Origin of the sequence: Limnohabitans sp. Rim8, assembly GCF_945901735.1 — a bacterium.
Taxonomy (GTDB): Bacteria; Pseudomonadota; Gammaproteobacteria; order Burkholderiales; family Burkholderiaceae_C; genus Limnohabitans_A.
Genome location: NZ_CAMDLM010000011.1, coordinates 20,419 through 35,524 on the forward strand (window position 1 = coordinate 20,419; position 15,106 = coordinate 35,524).

Here is a 15,106-nt window from a genome sequence, read left to right on the forward strand (position 1 = left end):
ACTCTCAAAGGGTTTTGCGCAGGTTTGCAGGCGCGATCTTCAGGGCTTCGCGGTACTTGGCCACCGTGCGGCGGGCGCAGTCGATGCCTTGCTCTTTCAGCATCTCGGAAATCTGGTTGTCAGACAGCGGTTTGGCGGGCTTTTCAGCGGCCACAAATTGCTTGATCAGCGCGCGCACCGCCGTGCTGGATGCGGCGCTGCCACTGTCGGTGCCCAGGCCCGAACCAAAGAAATACTTCAGCTCAAAGGTGCCTTGCGGTGTGGACATGTATTTGGCCGTGGTCACGCGGCTGATGGTGGACTCGTGCATGCCCAGCTCGTCGGCAATCTCGCGCAGCACCAAAGGGCGCATGGCCAGCGCGCCGTGCGTCAGAAAGTTTTTCTGCCGCTCCACGATGGCGGTGGACACGCGCAAGATGGTGTCAAAGCGCTGCTGTATGTTCTTGATGAACCAGCGCGCTTCTTGCAGGCGTTGTTGCAAACCCGCGTGGTTGTCGCCCTTGCCACCGCGCAGGGCGTTGGCATAGATGTCGTGCACGCGCAGCTTCGGCATCACATCGGGGTTGAGCTGGATGCGGAACTTGGGTGTCGCCGTCTTGCTGGTGTTCACCACCAGCACATCGGGGATGACGATGTTTTGCTCGGCCTGAACAAAGGGGCGGCCGGGTTTGGGTTCGAGCCGCGCAATGAACGCCATGGCGGCTTTGACCACGGCTTCGCTCAAGCCGCACGACACCGACAGGCGTTTGAAGTCACGTTTGGCCAGCATTTCCAGGGGTTGGGTGCAAATGGCCAGCGCCGCTTGGGCAACGTCGTCATCCGCGTCGTCCTGCAGCCAGGCCTTGACCTGGATGCGCAGGCACTCGGCCAGGTCGCGTGCGCCCACACCCACGGGTTCGAGCGATTGCAACAAGCCCAGCGCCACGGTGAAGCGGTGCACCAGTTCGTCGAGTTGTTCAAAGTCATCGCTGCCAGCAAGACCAGCAGCCAGCTCGGGCAGGGTGTCGGTCAGGTAGCCATCGTCGTTGAGTGATTCGATCAGAAAGCGCAGCGCCGCGCGGTCGATCTCGGACAGGCGCAGCGACAAAGCTTGTCGGTGCAAAAAGTCGGTGAGCGAACCACTGCTGCGGGCCAGATCGATGGCGTCGGCGGTTTCTTCGCCGTTATTTTGGCGCGGTGTGGCGTCGCCGCCCCACTCGCTGTCGTCGGGGCGCATGTCCACGCTCCCGTCGCCGTCCCAACTTTCGGCCACGTCAGCCACGGCTTCGTCGCGGGTTTCGCTGGGGCTGTCGTCGCTGCTGCTGGAGGTGCTGGCGCTTTCGCTCACCCGGTCGCCCAGGCTGACATGGGTGTCGGCCTGGTCAAGGCCAAAGGCCTCGGCGGGCGCTTCTTCTTCAGCGCGTTCCAAAAAGGGGTTGTCGTCCAGCATCTGGTCGACCTCTTGCGACAGCTCCAGCGTGGACAGTTGCAGCAGGCGGATCGATTGTTGCAACTGGGGCGTGAGCGCCAGGTGCTGGGACATGCGCAGCGACAGACCGGGTCTCATGGCAGCACTTTCATGGTGTGGATGCGTGTTGCCTTCATCACATTCGGAAGTGTTCGCCCAGGTACACCCGGCGCACATCGGCATTGGCCACGATCTCGTCGGGCGTGCCTTGGGCCAGCACGCGGCCTTCGCTGATGATGTAAGCGTGGTCGCAAATGCCCAGTGTTTCGCGCACGTTGTGGTCGGTGATCAGCACGCCAATGCCGCGTTGCTTGAGGAAGGCGATGATGCGTTGGATCTCGATCACGGCGATCGGGTCAATGCCGGCAAAGGGCTCGTCCAGCAAGATGAATCGCGGATCGGTGGCCAGCGCCCTTGCAATTTCCACGCGGCGGCGTTCACCGCCAGAAAGGGCCACGGCGGGGGATTCGCGCAGGTGGTCTACGCGCAAATCAGCCAACAGTTCGCCCAGGCGTTTTTCCACGTCGGCACTGCTCAGGGCGCGGCCTTGTGCGTCGGTCTGCAGTTCCAAAATGGCGCGCACGTTGTCGGCGACCGAGAGCTTGCGGAAGATGGACGCTTCTTGCGGCAAATACGACAAGCCCATGCGCGAGCGCTTGTGGATGGGCATGCGGGTGACGTCTTCGCCATCGATCAGGATCTGTCCGCCATCGGCCCGTACCAGGCCCACGATCATGTAAAAAGAAGTGGTTTTGCCCGCGCCGTTGGGGCCCAGCAAGCCTACGACCTCGCCTTTGTCCACCTGCACCGACACGTCGTGCACCACCTTGCGGCTGCCGTAAGCTTTTTTGAGGTGGCGCGCTTGCAGGCGACTGTCGGAGGCAACGGCAGTGCTCATGGTTTTTGCGAGGGGCCGGGGCCGGGGCTGACGCGCAAGGCGGGTGCGTTGGGTGCAGCAGAGGCGGGGGCAGGCGGGGTGTTTCGGGGCGTCAGGATGGCGCGCACGCGTTGCCCGGGGCCGCTGGTGGCCTGGCCGTCGACGGTCATGACTTCCGTGGTGTTGTTGAACACAATGGTGTGGCCATTGAGCTGGTCGGCCACCTGGTTGCCACGCAATATGCGCACCTCGGCTCGTTGGTTCAGAGTGACGACATCGGCCTGGTTGTCGTAAGTGACCTGTTCGGCCTCGCCCTCGGTGAATTCGTTCACGCCTTCGCGCTTTTGCCTGAAAAACACCCGCTCGGAGGGGGCGGCCCACAAACGTGCCACCTGCTGGCCTTGGGCGTCTTGCTGCACCTCCATGCGGGCGGCGCGCAAGACCAGTGTGCCCTTGGTCGCCAGCACCTTGCCGGTGAACTGGGTCAACTGACGCGCCTGGTCATGGCGCATGCTGTCGGCTTCGATTTGCATGGGCTGATCGCGATCGGCTTTTTCAGCATGGCTGGGCAGGGCCAGCAAGCTGGCGCACAGGGCCAACAGGTGCCAAAAGATCAAGCGAAGTGATGACGGTGTTTTGAGGGGCATGAATCTTGCTGGTAATCCGGTCCATTGTAGGTGCAAGCGCCCCGCCTCACGCCCGCAACCAGGCAAAAAATCAAAGGGCGGGCACAAAAAAAGCCCGCGCGTGTCTGCGACGGGCTTTGGCTGTGTTTGACGCGGTGGGCATCCGGGCGGGAAGCCTGGAGGCTCAGCGGTTCTGGCGGCTCTGTGCAATCAGCGCGTCGGCCACTTGCAGGGCACGCGGCATGCTGCCTGCCAGGGTCCCGTCGATGTAGAAGCGGCCCGCTACGCCCAGCGAAGGCACGCCTTCGATCTTGAAGTCGTTTTGCAGCTGTACGGCCCGCTTGGCCTTGGTGGCCACGCCAAAGGACTTGTAGGTCTGCTCGAACTTGGCTTTGTCGATGCCTTGCTTGTCAGCCCAGGCCAGCACAGCCGCATCGGAATTGAGCATCAACTTTTCACCATGGATGGCGGTGAACACGCGCAGGTGCATTTTGTCGACCAGGTTCATGGCTTCGAGCGTGAAGTACAGACGCTGCTGTGGCACAAAGTCATCCCGGAAGGCCACGGGCACGCGGCGCACCACCACGTCTTTGGGGGCGTTTTTGGCCCATTGCTCGAAAGCAGGTTCAAACTGATTGCAGTGGGGGCAGCTGTACCAAAAGAACTCCAGCACTTCAATTTTGCCGTTGCCCGCCTCGGTCGCCACGGGGCGCTCGAGGGTGATGTAGTCCTTGCCCGAGCGAAAAGCTTGCTGGGCCCGGGCCGAGGTGTGGCCCAGCCACGCGGTGACGGACAGCATGGCGGTTGAAAAAAGGCGTCGTTTCATTTGAACTCCTGAAGTCGGTGCACCCCGGGGTGCAAATTGGGTGGTTCAGCGTTGCATGCGAACCAAGGTGTTGTCGATGCCATTACTTTCGAGCTGGGCGCGCACGCGTTCAGCGAGGTTTTTGTCACTGTAAGGCCCCAAGCGTACGCGGTAAACCACACGTCCGGCTTGATCCCGCTCAGAAACCTTGGCGTCCAGCCCCAATAGCGCGAGCTTGGCTTTTTGGGCATCGGCGTCAGCGCCCGTGCGGTACGCGCCGACCTGCACCACGTAGTCAAACGGGTCGCTGGCATCGGCGGGCGCTGCGGGCGTGTTCAGTCCCGATTTGGCTTTGGCCAAATCGCCCAATGGGTCGGCCGTCACGGCGGGTCGGGGGGTGGCAGGGGCTTTGTCGGTGGTTTTGTCGGCAGTTTGGGGCGTTGTTGCTGTAGCGCTGGCATCGGGTGGCGCGGGCGGTTCGGCTGGCGCTTTGGGTTGCAAAACATTGTTGGGGTTCCAGTCCTTGTTTTTTTCGCTTTCCTGCACGTCTTGGGCGTTGGAGCGGGGCTGGTTTTTGTTGGAAAAAGGCGTGGGCACCTTGGTCACGTAAATGGCCACAGCCAAGGCCACGCCCAGGCCCAGCACCAGGCCGATGATGAAGCCCAAAAAAGTACCACCGCGTTGGCTGTGAAGTTGCATGACCCGTCCCTTTACATTTTTTGTGGGGCCGACACGCCCAGCACTTTGAGGCCGTTGCGCAGCACCTGCGCGGTGGCAGCGACCAAGGCCAGCCGCGCTTGTTTGACCGCTTCGTCGTCCACCAAAATGCGCTCGGCGTCGTAGTAGCTGTGGTACTGCGAGGCCAGGTCGCGCAAATAGAAGGTCACATCGTGCGGCGCAAAGTCGGTGGCAGCCGATGTCAGCATCTCGGGGTATTTGGCCAGGGCCAGCATGAGCGCGCAGGCCTGCGGGCTTTGCAGCGGCGACAAGTCGGCTTGGGCCAGAGAGGCGGTGTTGCCACCGTCTTTTTCTTTCCAAGCCGCCAGCACCGAGCAGATGCGTGCGTGCGCATACTGCACGTAGTAAACCGGGTTGTCGTTGTTTTGCGCCAGCGCCAAATCGATGTCGAAGATGTATTCGGTATCGGGCTTGCGCGACAGCAAGAAGAAACGCACCGCATCCGTGCTGGTCCACTCGATCAGGTCGCGCAGCGTGACGTAGCTGCCCGCGCGCTTGGAGATCTTGACCTCCTCGCCGCCGCGCATCACGCGCACCATGGTGTGCAGTACGTAGTCGGGATAGCCTTTGGGAATGCCGACATGGGCCGCTTGCAAACCGGCGCGCACGCGGGCAATGGTGCCGTGGTGGTCGGTGCCCTGGATGTTGACCACGCGGGTGAAGCCGCGTTCCCACTTGGCGATGTGGTAGGCCACATCGGGCACAAAGTAGGTGTAAGTGCCGTCGCCCTTGCGCATGACGCGGTCTTTGTCGTCGCCGTAGTCGGTCGACTTGAGCCACAGGGCGCCGTCTTGTTCGTAGGTCTTGCCCGCCTCGCGCAGTTTTTGCACGGCCGCATCGACCTTGCCGCTGGTGTACAGGCTCGACTCCAGGTAGTAGTTGTCAAACTTAACGTCAAAGGCCTTCAAGTCCAGGTCCTGCTCGCGGCGCAAATAGGCCACGGCAAACTGGCGCATGCCGTCCAGGTCATTCACATCGCCGCTGCCGGTGAACTCGCGGTCGTCCGACTTGACGGTTTTTTTCGCCAGAAAGTCGTTGGCGATGTCCTGGATGTAGTCGCCGTTGTAGGCGGCCTCGGGCCACTCGGCATCGCCTGGCTTGAAGCCCTTGACACGCAGCTGGGTGGAGTTGGCCAAAGTGCCGATCTGCACACCCGCGTCGTTGTAATAGAACTCGCGGTACACCTGCTGACCTTGCGTGGCCAGCAGATTGCAAATCGCGTCGCCCAAGGCGGCTTGGCGGCCATGGCCCACATGCAAGGGGCCTGTCGGATTGGCCGAGACGAACTCGACCAGCACTTTGTTGGCTTGGGCGGCTTGGTCGCCAAAACACTCGGCCGCTTGCAACACTTCATGCACCACGGCCTGCTTGGCCGTGTCTTTGAGTCGGATGTTGATGAAGCCAGGCCCGGCGATCTCGATGGCGTCCACCCAGCGCTCGAACGCGGGGGTGGCCAGCAAGGCACTGCGCAGGGTTTCGGACAGCTGCCGGGGGTTTTGCTTGAGGGCCTTGGCCAGTTGCATGGCGGCGGTGCAGGCCAGGTCGCCATGGGCGGCCACTTTGGGCGATTCAAAGGCCGCGCGCGCAGCCGCACCGGTTTGGAGTTTTTCAAGCTCGGCAGCCAGGGCCGTGAGCAAATGTTGTTTGGCAGAAAGCATAGGGAGCGATTTTACGGGGCAGGGACGCGTCAGCGCTGCCAGGCAGGCGTCATGAGCGGTTTTATGTGCCGCAATTACAGCTGGTCACAAATGCTGTCGCCCAGTGTTCACTTTGACACGTTAATCTGTGAACTGCACAAACCTGTGTGGTGTTTTTTGTTCTTCGATCATTTTTGGGAGTCCACGCATGCGTCATACTTTTTCTATCGCCGCTTTGGGTTTTGCCTTGGTTTCCGGCATGGCGTTCGCTGCCGACCCCGTCAAGCCAGCAGTGGCCGCGACCGTCGCTGTGCCGGCCGCATCGGCATCTGCTCCTGCAGCCGATAAAACAGCTCAGCAAAGCAAAATGGCCACCTGCAACAAACAGGCCGAAGGCAAAAAGGGCGACGAGCGCAAAGCCTTTATGAAAGACTGCCTGAGTGCCGACAAACAGGAAAAGCAGCAAAACAAAATGAAGACCTGCAATGCCGAGGCCACTGGTAAAAAAGGCGATGAGCGCAAGGCCTTCATGTCGGAGTGCTTGAAGAAGTAAAACCAAGTCGCCAGTTTCTCGCCAAGTGTGATCAGAATGCGCCCGCTCTCGCGGGCGCATCCATTTTGGGGAGAACGATATCGATGGGCTGTGGGCGATGGGGTGGGCCACAAGCCCTCTGCGTCATGGTTCTTGGTGGTCTCTGCGCCCTCAGTCCTTGGCCACTTGCCAGTAACCGGGCTGTGCGTAGTGGTGTTTGAGGTCATCGATCCACAGCCGCATGCGCAGCGGTAAGTGCTTGCGCTGCGGAAAAACCACGTAAATGCCATTGGGCGGGGCGGCAAAGTCTTCCAGCACGGCCACCAGTTGGCCTGAACGAATGTCGCTTTCCACTTCCCAGGTGCTGCGCCAAGCGATGCCATAACCGGCCAAGCACCAGTCGTGCAGCACTTGCCCGTCCGAGCAATCCAGAGGCCCACCCGGGCGCAGGTGCACCACATCGCGCCCGCCGCCTGTTGGGTTGCGAAAGGCCCAGCCCCGGGTTTGCGATGCGTCGCTCGACAGGGTCAGGCAGTCGTGTTGCAGCAAGTCTGAGGGCTGCGAGGGTGTGCCGCGCCGGGCCAAATAGGCGGGGGTGGCCACGCACAGGCGGCGGTTGTCGGCCATGCGCACGCTCACCAGCGAACTGTCGGGCAGGTCGCCCACGCGCACCGCGCAATCAAAACCTTCGGCAGCCAGGTCCACCACGCGGTCGCTCAGGTTGAGGGAAATCGACACCTCGGGGTGCTGTTCGCGAAAGCGCGGCACCAAAGGGGCCACATGGCGACGCCCGAAACCGGCCGGGGCCGTGATGCGCAAATGCCCGCTGGCTTTGACGCCGCCTGCAGAGACGCTGGCTTCGGCGTTGGCCACATCCGAAATCAAGCGCTGACAATCTTCCAAAAAAGCGCTGCCTTCGTGCGTCAAGGTGATGCGCCGCGTGGTGCGCACCAGCAGCTTTACACCCAGGTTTTCTTCCAGCGCATCGAGCCTGCGGCCGATGATGGCCGGGGCCACGCCCTCGGTGCGCGCGGCGGCGGTCAGGCTGCCTTTGGTGGCCACCGCGGCGAAGGTTTCGAAAGCTTTGAGCTTGTCCATGGGGCCCAATTATGGGGGCTCAAGGTTGTAATGCTGCCGTCCTTGCCCGTGATTCATGCGCGCAGACAGGGTCTCAACGGCTAGGCCAGTCCTTGGGCAGACCCACTTCGGGCGTCATGCCATACAGGGGCTCACCAGGCAGCCCTGCTCTCAAAGGCGCGCGTGCGGCCATGAGCAGGTCCAGGTCAATGCCGGTGTGGATGCCCATGGCCTCGAACATGAAAACCAGGTCTTCGGTCACCACATTGCCCGAAGCACCCGGCGCATAAGGGCAGCCGCCCAGGCCGCCGAGCGAGCTGTCAAAGGTGCGCACGCCCGCCTCGTAAGCGGCCAAGGCATTGGCCAGGCCCAGGCCCCGGGTGTTGTGCAAGTGGGCCGCGCCTGTCAATGCGCCAATTTCGCTGAAAAGCGCCTTGAACAAGCGCTTGACCTGTGCCGGGTTGCCCATGCCGGTGGTGTCCGACAGGCCGATTTCGTCCACGCCAGCCTCTGCCAGAAAATGGGCCAGACGCAGCACATCGTCCTCGGGCACTGTGCCTTGCAAAGTGCAGCCAAAGGCGGTGGACAAGCCCACCTCAACCGGCACGCCGGGCGCGATCTCGTCGCGCAGGCGCAAGACGGCCCGCACTTCGTCGACCATGGCTTCGGGGGTTTTTCGCACATTGGCCATGGAATGCGCGGAGCTGGCCGATACGGGCAAGGTGAGCTTTTGGGCTCCAGCAGCCAGAGCGGCCTGCGCACCACGCAAGTTGGGCACCAGCGCCATGATGCGCACGCCGGTGTGGCGCAGCGCGTGCTGCACCACCTGCGCGGCATCGGCCATTTGTGGCAACAGTTGGGCGGGCACAAACGAGGCCACTTCGATCTCGCGCAGACCGGCTGCGGCCAGCGCGTCGATCCAGCGCAGTTTGTCGGCGGTGGGCATGGTGGCCTTGACCGACTGCAGGCCATCGCGCGGGCCGACTTCGCTGATCAGGACTTCTGGGCTGGGGAGAGGTGTCATGTCTGAATTATTGATCCGGCACGCAGAGGTTTGAAAGTTTGGCAGCTTCATCTCGTAGGTCGGTGGCTTTAGCCCCGACATGGCGGGCTTCGGCGTAGGCTGCGTGTCGAGGGTAAAGCCACCGACCTACATCTGGGGCTTGGAGCTCGTTGAGTCCACTGGGCCAGTGAGGGCGTGGCTTGTTTTCAGCCGCCAACGATGGCCCATGGCCATAACCAGCGCGCTTGCATTCGTGCTTAAAAGTCATGGGTCTATGAAGATCCGGCGGGTTTATCAGCGTCTAAATTTAGAATAAAGTGTTGGGTCTGATGGGCTACATCGCTGCTTGTTGGCGTTGGGCACAGGCCACCCCCATTATTTTGACTTGACCCCAGAGGTTTTCATGACTGCACGCACCGCGATCCACAACCTGCAAGTGGCCAATTCCTTGCTGAGTTTCATCAACGACCAAATGCTGCCAGCTACCGGCGTGGACTCGGTCAAGTTCTGGCAAGGCTTCAACGACATCGTGGCCGACCTGGCCCCGAAAAACATCGCCTTGCTGGCCGAGCGTGACCGCATCCAGACCGCCATGGACCAGTGGCACACCGCCAATCCCGGCCCAGTCGGTGCAGGCAAGGCCATGAAGGCCTACCGGAAATACCTGAGCCAAATCGGTTATCTGGTGCCCGAGCCCAAGAAAGTCCAGGCCACCACCGCCAACGTGGACGCCGAGCTGGCCAAGCTCGCGGGCCCACAACTGGTGGTGCCGATCTTGAACGCCCGCTACGCCCTGAACGCCGCCAACGCCCGTTGGGGGTCTTTGTACGACGCGCTGTATGGCACCGACGCGATCAGCGAGGTCGACGGCTGTGAAAAAGGTGCGGGCTACAACCCCCAGCGCGGTGCCAAAGTCATCGACTACTGCCGCAACGTGCTCGACCGCTGCGCACCGCTCAAGATGGGCTCGCATGTGGGCAGCAAGGGCTACAGCGTCAAGGCCGGCAAGCTGGTGGTGACCTTGGCCAATGGCAAGAGCACTTCGCTGCAGCATGCCAAGCAATTCGTGGGCTACACCGGCTCCGCATCAGCCCCTGCATCCGTGCTGTTCGTGCACAACGGCATCCACCTTGACCTGCAAATCAACCAGTCCACCCCCATTGGCCAAACTGACCCCGCTGGCGTGTCCGACCTGATCGCTGAAAGCGCGCTGTCCACCATCCTCGACTTGGAAGACTCGGTGGCCGCTGTGGACGCCGACGACAAAGTGCTGGCCTATGCCAACTGGTTGGGCATCTTGCAAGGCAGCCTGAGCGAAGAAGTGCAAAAAGGCGGCAAGACTTTCACCCGCACCATGAACCCGGACCGCGAATACACCAAACCGAACGCGAAAACCGGCAGTCAAGCTGCGGGGGGCAAAGGCACCTTCAAATTGCATGGTCGCTCGCTCATGTTCGTGCGCAACGTCGGTCACCTGATGACCAACCCCGCTATTCTTTACAAAGGCGCTGACGGCAAAAACCACGAGATTCCAGAAGGCATTCTGGACGCGATGATCACCGTGACCTGCGCCTTGGTTGATTTGCAGAAAAAGTCTTCGCACCCCCTGCGCAACAGCCGCACCGGCAGCGTCTACATCGTCAAGCCCAAGATGCACGGCCCCGCCGAAGTCGCGTTTGCCGACGAGCTGTTTGGCCGCGTCGAAAAAGTCATCGGCATGAAGCCTTCCACCGTCAAGCTGGGCATCATGGACGAAGAGCGCCGCACCAGCGCCAACCTCAAAGCCTGTATTGCCGCCGCCAAGAGCCGCGTGGCCTTCATCAACACTGGCTTCTTGGACCGCACCGGCGACGAAATGCACACCTGCATGCTGGCAGGACCCGTCATGCGCAAGGGCGACATCAAGAACAGCACTTGGCTGGGTGCGTACGAGAAGAACAACGTCAACGTGGGCCTGGCTTGCGGCTTGCGCGGTCGCGCCCAGATCGGCAAAGGCATGTGGGCCATGCCCGACCTGATGGCCGACATGCTCAAGGCCAAGATTGGCCACCCCATGGCCGGTGCCAACACCGCCTGGGTGCCCAGCCCCACCGCCGCCACGCTGCACGCCATGCACTACCACCAAGTGGACGTGCCTGCTCTGCAAAAGCAGATGGAAAAAGCCGTGGCCAAGCAAGACGCCAAAACACTGCGCGACGAAACCCTGAACCAGTTGCTGCAGTTCCCTGTGGTGGCCAAAGATGCCGCCAACTGGTCGGCTGAAGACAAGCAAAAGGAACTCGACAACAACGCCCAAGGCATCTTGGGTTATGTGGTGCGCTGGGTGGACCAAGGCGTGGGCTGCTCCAAGGTGCCCGACATCAACGGCGTGGGCCTGATGGAAGACCGCGCCACGCTGCGCATCAGCAGCCAGCACATGGCCAACTGGATGCAGCACGGTGTGGTGACCGAAAAGCAGGTCAAGCAAACCATGGAGCGCATGGCCGCTGTGGTCGATGCCCAAAACGCAGGCGACGCGGCTTACCAACCCATGGCCGGCAACTTCGCCATGTCGGCGGCTTACAAAGCGGCTTGCGATCTGGTCTTCAAGGGCAAGGCACAACCGTCCGGTTACACCGAGCCCCTGCTGCACGCCTGGCGTTTGAAGGTCAAGGCGGCCTGAGCGCACTGGCGTCGGACGCGCTCTGACATTTGAAGAAGCGGCTCCTTCGGGAGCCGTTTTGCTGTGGGTCATGCGCTCTTGTACCGGGCATGCCCGAGAATGGGGTTTTGAGGAGGGCGCGATGCGCTGGATTGACCGGATTCCGATGTTGTGGCTGGTGGGCATTGCCGTTTACCTGGCAGGCGCCCCTTTTTTCCCCGAGCCGCATTGGGTTGAGAAGTGGCGCATGCTGTTGGAGGGCGGTTTGAGCAAGCCCATCGACATCTTTGATTTTTTCTTGCACACCACCCCTTTGGTGGTGCTCGCCATTCGCCTGTGGCGTGACGCGCAGCGCCGCCGCCAGGCCTGACGCGAATGGACCTGGCCCAAGGCCCGCACAGCCTGCAGGCACTGCAAGCGCGTTATGGCGAGCGGCACCGATGGTTGCTGTTGCTTTCGGTCATGCTGGGTTCCATGGCGGCGGTGATGTCGTCGACCATCCTGAATGTGGCCATCCCCGACATGAGCACGCATTTCACCTTGGGGCAAAGCCGGGTGCAGTGGGTCACCTCGGGCTTCATGGTGGCCATGACCGTGTCCATGCTCACCACGCCCTGGCTGCTGTCACGCTACGGCTACCGCCGGGTGTACGAGGTGTGCATGTGGTTGCTGCTGGCGGGTGGGGTGGTGGGCGGCTTGGCCAATGATTTTCCGCTGGTCATGGCCGCACGCGTGGCCGAAGGCTTGGCTGCGGGTGTGGTGCAGCCCATACCGGCCATCATCATCTTGCGTGCTTTTGCGTCCGAAGAGCAGGGCCGCGCCAGTGGCTTGTTCGGCGTGGGGGTGGTGCTGGCCCCGGCCATTGGCCCCAGCATTGGCGGCGTGCTGGTCGATGTGTTTGGCTGGCGTTCGATCTTTTTCATGGTGGTGCCGCTGGCCATGGTGGCGCTGTGGCTGTCGCGCCGCTACGTGCCCACCTCGGCCCCGGGTGGTGTGCAGGCCGATGCCGACAGCCCGGGGCTCGACTGGATCGGGCTGGCGCTGGCCAGCGCCTCCACCTTGATGCTGCTCAACGGTCTGGTGCAACTGCGCAGCGATGACGCCACGGTGGCCTTGGTGCTGCTGGCGATGGCAGGCTTGGGCATGGTGGTGTTTGTGGCTTGGCAGCGGCATTTGCTGCGGCCTGGCCGACGCGTGCGCGCTGCATCTTCAGCACGGAAAACCAAGTCCGTGCGCCCGGCCCGGCGTGGTCCGCTCATGAACCTGCAGGTGTTTGGCCACCGCCATTTCGCCATGGGGGCGTTGGTGTCGTTCACCTACGGCATCGCGTTGTTTGGTTCCACGTATTTGTTGCCGGTCTACATGCAGATGGGCTTGGGGCTGTCGCCGTCCTACATCGGCGCCGCCTTGTTGCCAGCCGGCATCTTGCTGGCCGTGACCATCGCGGCGGTGGGGCGGTTGTCGCACCGCATGCCGCCCGCCCATTGGGTGAGTTGGGGCTTGGCCTTGCTGGCGCTGTCGTTTGCCCTCATGCCCTTGGTCCACCCGGCGGCGGGTTTGGCCTTGCTCTGGATTTTGGTCATCCTCGGGCGCATCGGTCTGGGCTTTATCCTGCCTTCGCTCAACTTGGGGGCTTTGCGCGGTCTGCCCAAGGACCTGATCCCGCAGGCGTCGAGCGTGATTGGCTTTGTGCGCATGCTGGGCGGCGCTGCAGGCGTGAGCATTTGCGCCATCGTGCTGGAGTGGCGGCTGGCGGTGTACGCCCTTGTCGCAAGCAGCCCGGGCAGCGCTGATTTGCGGGCCTTCAACGAGACCTTTGTGTTTTTAGCCACCATGACCGCGCTGGCTTTGCTGGCGGCTTGGAAAATGGCCGACCCCAACCTGACCAGTGCCAAGGACTGACCCATGTGCCAACTGCTCGGCATGAACGCCAACACCCCGACCGATGTGACCTTCAGCTTCAGCGGCTTTGCCCAGCGCGGCGGCCACACCGACCACCACGGGGACGGCTGGGGCATTGCCTTTTTTGAAGGGCAGGGCGTGCGCCATTTTGTGGACCACCAAAGCGCCAGCAGCTCGCCGATTGCCGAGCTGATCCGCCGCTACCCGATCAAAAGCCAGAACGTGATTGCCCACATCCGCAAAGCCACACAAGGCGAAGTGAGCCTGGAAAACTGCCACCCCTTTGTGCGCGAGCTGTGGGGCCGTTACTGGGTGTTTGCCCACAACGGCAACCTGGTGGACTATGCGCCGCGCCTGCACGGCAACTTCAAACCCGTGGGGCAGACCGACAGCGAACTGGCGTTTTGCTGGCTCATGCAAGAGCTGGCCAAGTCACACGCTAGCGTGCCCAGTGTGCAGGAGCTCAGCTGCACCTTGCGCGAGCTGGTGCCGCAGATCGCCAAGCACGGCACGTTCAACTTTTTGCTGTCCAACGGCCAGGCGCTGTGGGCACATGCCAGCACGAACCTGCACTATGTCTTGCGCAAGCACCCGTTCAGCCGGGCCACCTTGAGCGACGAAGACCTGAGCATGAACTTTGCCGAGCACACCCGCGAGACCGATCGGGTGGCCGTGGTGGTCACGCAGCCGCTCACCACCGATGAAAGCTGGGTGGCGTTTGAGCCGGGTCGGGTTTACACCTTTGAGGGCGGTGGTTTGAGCGCGAACCGTTGATGCTGCGCTGAGCTCCTTTATAGGAGCGCACCCCGTGCGTGATGGTTTTTGGGCGTGTGCCACGCCCAATCGCCCACAGGGTTGGGCTCCCACAGGGTGTTTTTACAGCGCCGCTTCCACCGCGTCCATGAACAGTGCCGCCACGTCGCAGCCCATCTGGTCGGTGATTTCCTGGAAGCAGGTCGGGCTGGTCACATTGATTTCGGTCAGGCTGTCGCCAATGATGTCCAGGCCCACCAGCATCAGGCCGCGTGCAAACAAAATCGGGCCCAGCGCTTGGGCGATTTCACGGTCGCGCGCCGAGATGGGTTGCGCCACACCCTTGCCACCCGCCGCCAAGTTGCCGCGCACTTCGCCGCCTTGCGGAATGCGAGCCAGGCAAAACGGCACGGGTTTGCCGCCAATCAGCAGCACGCGCTTGTCGCCTTGCGCGATGCCAGGCAAGAACTTTTGGACCATCACGGTTTGTGCGCCGCCCCGGTTGAGGGTTTCGATGATCACACCCAAATTCAAGCCGTCCGCGCCCACCTTGAAAATGCCCGTGCCACCCATGCCGTCCAGGGGCTTCAAGATGATGTCGCCATGCTGCGCATGGAAGGCGCGGATGTCGGCTTGGCTGCGCGTGACGAGGGTGGGCGCAATGAACTGCGGAAACTCCAAAATCGCGAGTTTTTCCGGGTGGTTGCGCAATGCGGCAGGGCTGTTGAAGACCTTGGCCCCTTCGCGCTCGGCTTGGCTCAGCAGGTGGGTGGCGTAAAAGTATTCGCTGTCAAAGGGCGGGTCGGTGCGCATGATGACGGCGTCAAAGTCTTTCAGAGACGCCCGGCGCGCGGCGATTTGGGTGAACCAGGTGTCGGCTTGTCCTGTGAGCGTGATGTCGCGCACCTGGGCAGAGACGACCTCGCCTTGCTGCCAGCGCACATCGGTCATCTGGCAGGCTACAACCTGGTGGCCGCGTTTTTGCGCTTCGCGCATCATCGAAAACGTGGTGTCCTTGTAAATCTTGAAGGACTCGAGGGGGTCGGCAATGAAAAGAATGTACATGGA

The 15,106-nt window shown here is 62.0% G+C and carries 14 protein-coding genes; 5 read left to right on the plus strand and 9 right to left on the minus strand.

What is annotated here, in order from left to right; all coding sequences use genetic code 11:
- Positions 1-4: 4 nt before the first annotated feature.
- The 6 genes from Q0O99_RS07385 to argS form a co-directional block, all read right to left on the minus strand.
- The gene (locus Q0O99_RS07385) at positions 5-1,546 is read right to left on the minus strand and encodes an RNA polymerase factor sigma-54 (RefSeq protein WP_293749999.1); all 1,542 of its coding nucleotides are present in this window, start codon (positions 1,544-1,546) and stop codon (positions 5-7) included.
- Between the two features lie 37 nt (positions 1,547-1,583).
- Positions 1,584-2,345: an LPS export ABC transporter ATP-binding protein gene (gene lptB / locus Q0O99_RS07390; RefSeq protein ID WP_293750001.1), complete on the minus strand. Its 762-nt coding sequence runs from the start codon at positions 2,343-2,345 to the stop codon at positions 1,584-1,586.
- The gene (gene lptA, locus Q0O99_RS07395; RefSeq protein WP_367185221.1) at positions 2,342-2,941 is read right to left on the minus strand and encodes a lipopolysaccharide transport periplasmic protein LptA; all 600 of its coding nucleotides are present in this window, start codon (positions 2,939-2,941) and stop codon (positions 2,342-2,344) included. The genes lptB and lptA overlap by 4 nt, the downstream gene beginning before the upstream one ends.
- A 193-nt stretch (positions 2,942-3,134) precedes the next feature.
- Positions 3,135-3,776, minus strand: a complete 642-nt coding sequence (locus Q0O99_RS07400) for a thiol:disulfide interchange protein DsbA/DsbL (RefSeq protein WP_293750005.1) — start codon at positions 3,774-3,776, stop codon at positions 3,135-3,137.
- Between the two features lie 45 nt (positions 3,777-3,821).
- Positions 3,822-4,454 carry an SPOR domain-containing protein gene (locus Q0O99_RS07405; RefSeq protein ID WP_293750007.1) on the minus strand — a complete coding sequence of 211 codons (633 nt, stop codon included), beginning with the start codon at positions 4,452-4,454 and terminating at the stop codon, positions 3,822-3,824.
- Positions 4,455-4,465: 11 nt separating this feature from the next.
- Entirely contained in the window at positions 4,466-6,151 is a 1,686-nt protein-coding gene (argS, locus tag Q0O99_RS07410; protein WP_293750009.1) for an arginine--tRNA ligase, read from the minus strand.
- Between the two features lie 187 nt (positions 6,152-6,338).
- Here argS and Q0O99_RS07415 point away from each other — a divergent pair, with 187 nt between their 5' ends.
- A complete protein-coding gene (locus Q0O99_RS07415) occupies positions 6,339-6,683 on the plus strand; it encodes a PsiF family protein (protein WP_293750011.1) in 345 nt (114 codons plus the stop codon).
- Between the two features lie 150 nt (positions 6,684-6,833).
- Here the strand turns inward: Q0O99_RS07415 and Q0O99_RS07420 are convergent, their stop codons facing one another.
- Together Q0O99_RS07420 and Q0O99_RS07425 are read right to left on the minus strand one after the other, a co-directional pair.
- Entirely contained in the window at positions 6,834-7,760 is a 927-nt protein-coding gene (locus tag Q0O99_RS07420; RefSeq protein WP_293750013.1) for a LysR family transcriptional regulator, read from the minus strand.
- A 73-nt stretch (positions 7,761-7,833) separates the two neighbouring features.
- Complete coding sequence (locus tag Q0O99_RS07425) at positions 7,834-8,763, minus strand: hydroxymethylglutaryl-CoA lyase (RefSeq protein WP_293750015.1); 930 nt, start codon at positions 8,761-8,763, stop codon at positions 7,834-7,836.
- 382 nt (positions 8,764-9,145) lie between these two features.
- On the opposite strand from Q0O99_RS07425, the gene Q0O99_RS07430 reads away from it, so the two are divergent.
- The 4 genes from Q0O99_RS07430 to Q0O99_RS07445 all read left to right on the plus strand — a co-directional run bounded on the left by Q0O99_RS07430 (position 9,146) and on the right by Q0O99_RS07445 (position 14,059).
- Positions 9,146-11,404, plus strand: coding sequence for a malate synthase G (locus Q0O99_RS07430; RefSeq protein ID WP_293750017.1), 2,259 nt, complete (start codon positions 9,146-9,148; stop codon positions 11,402-11,404).
- A gap of 121 nt (positions 11,405-11,525) precedes the next feature.
- Positions 11,526-11,753 carry a hypothetical protein gene (locus Q0O99_RS07435; protein WP_293750019.1) on the plus strand — a complete coding sequence of 76 codons (228 nt, stop codon included), beginning with the start codon at positions 11,526-11,528 and terminating at the stop codon, positions 11,751-11,753.
- A gap of 5 nt (positions 11,754-11,758) precedes the next feature.
- Complete coding sequence (locus Q0O99_RS07440; protein WP_293750021.1) at positions 11,759-13,285, plus strand: MFS transporter; 1,527 nt, start codon at positions 11,759-11,761, stop codon at positions 13,283-13,285.
- 3 nt (positions 13,286-13,288) lie between these two features.
- On the plus strand, positions 13,289-14,059 hold the full coding sequence (locus Q0O99_RS07445) for a class II glutamine amidotransferase (protein ID WP_293750023.1): 771 nt from the start codon (positions 13,289-13,291) through the stop codon (positions 14,057-14,059).
- Between the two features lie 102 nt (positions 14,060-14,161).
- Here Q0O99_RS07445 and gshB read toward each other — a convergent pair whose 3' ends face one another.
- The gene (gshB, locus tag Q0O99_RS07450) at positions 14,162-15,103 is read right to left on the minus strand and encodes a glutathione synthase (protein ID WP_293750024.1); all 942 of its coding nucleotides are present in this window, start codon (positions 15,101-15,103) and stop codon (positions 14,162-14,164) included.
- Positions 15,104-15,106 lie beyond the last annotated feature (3 nt).